Genomic DNA, 5,270 nt, shown 5'->3' on the forward strand with positions numbered 1-5,270 from the left:
CGTCGACCTCATCGAGGCCTCCGTGCGCGCCGGCCTGCCCGTGCTCTGCGAGAAGCCGATCGACCTCGACATCGCCCGCGTCGACGCCCTGCGCCCGCTGGTCGCGGCGAGCGGCGTGCCGGTGGCGCTCGGGTTCAACCGGCGCTTCGACCCGAATCACGCCGCCGCCCGCGCCCGGGTGCGCGCGGGCGAGATCGGCGCGCTCGAGCAGCTGCTCATCATCAGCCGCGACCCGGCAGCACCTCCGGCGGAGTACATCGGGGTGTCGGGCGGCATCTTCCGCGACATGACGATCCACGACTTCGACATGGCGCGCTTCTTCACGGGCGACGACCGCATCGTCGCCGTCAGCGCGACCGGCACGCGCACCTTCGACGCGGGCGCGCGCGAGCACGGCGACTTCGACACCGCCGTCGTGACGCTCCAGGCGGAGTCGGGTGCGATCGTCACGATCATGAACTCGCGCCACAGCGCCATCGGCTACGACCAGCGCATGGAGGCGTTCGGGGCGACGGGCATGCTGCAGGTGGGCAATCCGCAGCAGAACACGGTCGTGCTGTCGAACGGCGACGCGGTGGAGGCGCGGCCGCCCTACCCCGAGTTCTTCCTCGAGCGCTACGCGACGGCGTACGCCGCGGAGCTCGGCGAATTCGTGCGCCTGGTGCGCGGCGAACCGTCGACGAGCCCGACGTTCGACGACGGCCGGGCGGCGCTGATCCTGGCCGATGCCGCGCAGCGATCCGCCGAGACGGGCGCGACCGTCGCGGTCGAGCTCTGACGGTTCGCTCCGAGCTTCGCCGCGCCGCCGCCGTCGGCCCGCCGCGAGCCGGGCCCGCATCTCCGGCGCCGCACCTATGATGAACGGGACGCGAGGAGAGACGATGGCGCACGACACGAGCGCAGCGCCGGGAGGGCCCGTGCGCTCGCCCACGATCCGCGATGTGGCGCGGGTCGCCGGGGTCTCGAAGTCGCTGGTGTCGCTCGTGTTCACCGGGGGCGGCACGGTGAGCGAGGAGCGTCGCCTGCGCGTGCTGCACGCGGCCGAGCAGCTCGGGTATCGCCCGAATCTGGTCGCGCAGTCGTTGTCGGCGGGGCGCCGCGACATCGTCGCGATCCTCGTCTCGAACCTGCACAACCCGCTGTTCGCAGAGATCGTCGGAGCGGCGAAGGCGCGTCTGGCGGCGGCGGGCCGGCGCACCGTGATTCTGAGCGCGCAGGTCGACGACGGGGCGGGCGGCGCGGTGCTGGATCGCGACAACATCGACGTGCTGCGCGATCTCCGCCCGTCGGGGCTCATCGCGGTCGGCACGATTCCGGAGTTCGCGGAGCTGTCGGAGCTGACGGCCGCGATTCCGACGGTGGTGGCGAGTGCGATCGATGCGACGCAGGACGTCGTCGCCGCAGTGCGCACCGATGATGCGGCAGGGCTCGATCTCGTGGTCGCGCACCTCGCCGCCCAGGGCGTCGAGCGCGTCGCGTTCGTGGGCGGCGACGGCGGCACGGTGGCGGCGGCCCGGGAGCGCGCGTTCGTCGCGGCGGCCGAGCGGCGGGGGTTCGGCGCGCATGCCTGGGTCGAGCGCGCCGATTTCTCGGAGGCGGGCGCCCGCAGCGCGGTGGCGCGGCTGGTCGCCGAGGATCGACTGCCGCAGGCCGTGGTGGCCGTCAACGACGTGACCGCGGTGGGCGTCATCACCGCGCTCGAGGCCGAGGGCGTCGCGGTGCCGAGCGGGTGCCGCGTCGTGGGGTACGACGGCACGACCCTCGCCGCGATCCCGCGCATCTCCCTGACCACCGTCGACCCCGACAACCGGCGCATCGGTCGGGAGGCCGCCGAGGCGCTCCTCGCGGCGCCGGGTGTCGCGGCGCCGGGGAGCCCGGGTGCCGGGGGCGCGGGCGCGGATCGAGCGAGCGCGTTTGCGGGTCGAGCGGGAGCGGGAGCGGGTGCGGATCACGCGGATCGCTCGATCGGCGAGGTGCTGATTCCGCCGACACTCGTGGTGCGCGCCTCGGCATGACGGGCGGGCGGGGAGCTCTGCGGGGCGAGTTCGCCGTCCACCGCGTGCGTTCGGCGTGCATGGGGCACGACGAGGCGTTCGCGCTGCACGGGCTGCGATCGCTCGGAGCGGTACGCTGCAAGGGGCCCCGACGGAGCCGACTGGATGCACCCCGCGCTCAACGTGCCCCGATGGCGAGCGGTGGATTCCGACGGCGCCGGGAGGCGCTCGGCGGCGCGCACCCGTGCGCGGCCGAGCTGCGCGTGCGGCTCCGCGTGGTCGTTATCCAACCTTTATCGGAGGAGATGCTTGTTCGTGAAAGTTACGGTACTGTGAACCCAGAGCGCAAGCTTTGTAACGACATTAGTTCAATTACACGATGGAGTGCAGCTATGTTGAAATCTCGTTTCGGGCGTTGGTCGAAGATCGGCCTCGCGGGCCTGGCCGGTGTCGGAGCACTGGCCCTCGCCGCGTGCGGCTCACCCGCGGGCGCCGGCGGAGGAGCCGCCGGAAGCGGTGGAGGCGTCGATGAGGAGGAGATCAAGGTCGCCCTCGTCACCCACGCCGCACCGGGCGACACGTTCTGGGACACGATCCGAGCCGGCGCTGAGAACGCCGCCGAGCGCAACAACGTCGAACTGCTCTACAGCTCCGATCCCGATGGCGCCCGCCAGGCGCAGCTCGTGCAGCAGGCGGTCGATCAGGGCGTCGACGGCATCGTCGTGACGCTCGCCAAGTCGGACGCAATGGCCGGCGAGGTGCAGAAGGCGGTCGACGCCGGCATTCCGGTGTTCAGCATCAATGCGGGCGAAGACGCCTTCAAGGATCTGGGAGTGCTCGCCCACTTCGGCCAGAACGAGTTCATCGCCGGCCAGGCCGCAGGCGAGCAGTTCAACGACGCCGGCCTGAAGAAGGCCGTCTGCGTGATCCAGGAGCAGGGCCACGTCGGACTCGAATCGCGCTGCGAAGGGCTCGCCGACACCTTCGAGGGCACCTCCGAGGTGCTCTACGTGCAGGGCACCGACATGACCAACGTCGCTTCGACCATCACGTCGAAGCTGCAGACCAACTCCGACATCGACGCCGTGCTCACCCTCGGTGCGCCCTTCGCGATGACCGCGATGGACTCGATCGCCGATGCCGGCAGCAGCGCGACCCTCGCGACGACCGACCTCAATGCGGACGTCTACGCGGCCATCAAGGACGGCACGATCCTCTTCGGCATCGACCAGCAGCCCTTCCTGCAGGGCTACTCCGCCGTCGAGGCCGTGCGCCTCTACACGGAGGGCGGCTATGTACTCGGAGGCGGCCAGGCGGTGCTGACCGGCCCCGCAGTCGTCAACGCCGACAACGCCGAGAGCGTCGCGTCGCAGTTCGACGGCGGTGACGCGGAGTCGGCGGAGTAGGGAAGGGTCGTACCGGAAGGTCGAATCCATGAGTACAGCAACAGCCCCGAAGTTCGACGAGCGCGTCGCATCGGGCAACCTCTTCACCAGGTTCTTCACGAAGCCCGAGGCGGGCGCCACGGCGGCCGCACTGGTGCTCGCGGTCATGTTCGCCGTGGTCGCCCCTCAGTTCACGCAGCCGAACTCCATCGCGACGATCCTCTACGGCGCGTCGACGGTGGGCATCATGGCGGTGGGCGTGTCCCTGCTGATGATCGGCGGCGAGGTCGACCTGTCGGCCGGCGTCGGCGTCATCTCGGCGGCCCTCTCCTCATCCCTCTTCATGTACTGGTTCGGGGGGAACGTCTGGGTCGGAGCGACCATCGGGCTGGTCTTCTCGCTCCTGATCGGACTGCTCAACGGCTGGCTGCTGACGAAGACGAAGCTCTCGAGCTTCATCATCACGCTCGCGACCTTCTTCATGCTGACGGGCCTCAACCTGGGCGTCACCCGGGCGCTCACGGGCGGCGTCGCGGCACCGTCCATCGCCCAGTGGCCGGGATTCGCCTCGGCGGAGGCGGTGTTCGCAGCCGACATCCCCGTCTTCGGCGTCAACGTCAAGATCACGGTGTTCTACTGGATCATCCTGGTGCTCATCGCCACCTGGATTCTGCAGCGCACCAAGATCGGCAACTGGATCTTCTCGTCGGGCGGCGCCCCCGACGCGGCTCGCGCCGTGGGCGTACCCGTCGTGAAGACGAAGATCGGGCTCTACATGGGCGTGAGCTTCTGCGCCTGGCTGCTCGGCATGCACCAGCTCTTCGCATTCAAGACGGTGCAGTCGGGCGAGGGCATCGGCAACGAGTTCCTCTACATCATCGCGGCCGTCGTGGGCGGCTGTCTCATGACCGGCGGGTACGGCTCGGCGATCGGCGGCGCGATCGGCGCCCTGATCTACGGCATGGCGCTCAAGGGCGTCGTCTACGCCGAATGGAATCCGGACTGGCTGAAGTTCTTCCTGGGCGCCATGCTGCTCGGCGCGACCGTGCTGAACTTCACGCTGCAGCGCCGTGCGGCGCGAGGAGGGAAGAAGTGAACGCCACAGCGACCGCCGCCGCGCCGCTCGTCGAGCTGCGCGATGCCGAGAAGCGGTACGGCAACATCATCGCGCTCCGCGACGTCAGCCTGAAGGTCTCGGCCGGCGAGGTGATGTGCGTGCTCGGCGACAACGGCGCCGGCAAGTCGACGCTCATCAAGATCATCGCCGGCCTCCACCAGCACACCGCGGGCGAGTACCTCGTCGAGGGCGAGCCGGTGCGGTTCGACTCACCGCGCGAGGCGCTGAACCGGGGCATCGCGACCGTGTACCAGGATCTCGCCGTCGCTCCGCTCATGCCGGTCTGGCGCAACTTCTTCCTCGGCTCCGAGCAGACGAAGGGGTGGGGTCCGTTCCAGCGGCTCGACGTCGACTTCATGCGCCGGACGGCGAAGCAGGAGCTGCTCGACATGGGCATCGATCTGCGCGACGTGGATCAGCCGATCGGCACCCTGTCGGGAGGCGAGCGCCAGTGCGTCGCGATCGCCCGCGCGGTCTACTTCGGGGCGAAGGTGCTCATTCTCGACGAGCCCACCGCGGCGCTCGGCGTGAAGCAGTCGGGCGTGGTGCTGCGCTACATCATCCAGGCGCGGGATCGGGGTCTCGGCGTGATCTTCATCACGCACAACCCGCACCACGCCTACCCGGTGGGCGACCGCTTCCTGCTGCTCAAGCGCGGCCAGAGCATCGGGTACCACGAGAAGTCGGCGATCTCGCTCGAGGAGCTGACGGGCCTCATGGCCGGCGGCGCCGAGCTCGAGCAGCTCGTGCACGAGCTCCGCGACGTCGGCGCCG

At 70.0% G+C, this 5,270-nt stretch carries 5 protein-coding genes; all 5 read left to right on the top strand.

The genetic code is table 11. The annotated features are described in order from the left end of the window. Positions 1 to 778: Gfo/Idh/MocA family protein (locus NS354_RS00005; protein WP_058592583.1), on the top strand; the 778-nt coding region annotated here is incomplete at its 5' end. Between the two features lie 103 nt (positions 779 to 881). Beyond that, entirely contained in the window at positions 882 to 2,015 is a 1,134-nt protein-coding gene (locus NS354_RS00010) for a LacI family DNA-binding transcriptional regulator (protein WP_058592584.1), read from the top strand. 371 nt (positions 2,016 to 2,386) lie between these two features. After that, positions 2,387 to 3,400 (top strand): sugar ABC transporter substrate-binding protein, encoded by a 1,014-nt coding sequence (locus NS354_RS00015; RefSeq protein ID WP_058592585.1) that lies wholly within the window; start codon positions 2,387 to 2,389, stop codon positions 3,398 to 3,400. Positions 3,401 to 3,428: 28 nt separating this feature from the next. Further along, a complete protein-coding gene (locus tag NS354_RS00020; protein ID WP_058592586.1) occupies positions 3,429 to 4,475 on the top strand; it encodes an ABC transporter permease in 1,047 nt (348 codons plus the stop codon). Beyond that, positions 4,472 to 5,270 (top strand): ATP-binding cassette domain-containing protein (locus NS354_RS00025; protein ID WP_058592587.1); only part of this gene is annotated, 799 nt, incomplete at its 3' end. The genes NS354_RS00020 and NS354_RS00025, both read left to right, overlap by 4 nt.

Origin of the sequence: Leucobacter chromiiresistens (assembly GCF_001477055.1) — a bacterium.
In the GTDB taxonomy this organism is placed as follows: domain Bacteria; phylum Actinomycetota; class Actinomycetes; order Actinomycetales; family Microbacteriaceae; genus Leucobacter; species Leucobacter chromiiresistens_A.

What these genes read in the sequence shown, in the direction of transcription:
- NS354_RS00020 (WP_058592586.1), top strand. Translation starts at nt 3,429, where the DNA reads ATGAGTACAGCAACAGCCCCGAAGTTCGACGAGCGCGTCGCATCGGGC.
- NS354_RS00015 (WP_058592585.1), top strand. Translation starts at nt 2,387, where the DNA reads ATGTTGAAATCTCGTTTCGGGCGTTGGTCGAAGATCGGCCTCGCGGGC.
- NS354_RS00010 (WP_058592584.1), top strand. Translation starts at nt 882, where the DNA reads ATGGCGCACGACACGAGCGCAGCGCCGGGAGGGCCCGTGCGCTCGCCC.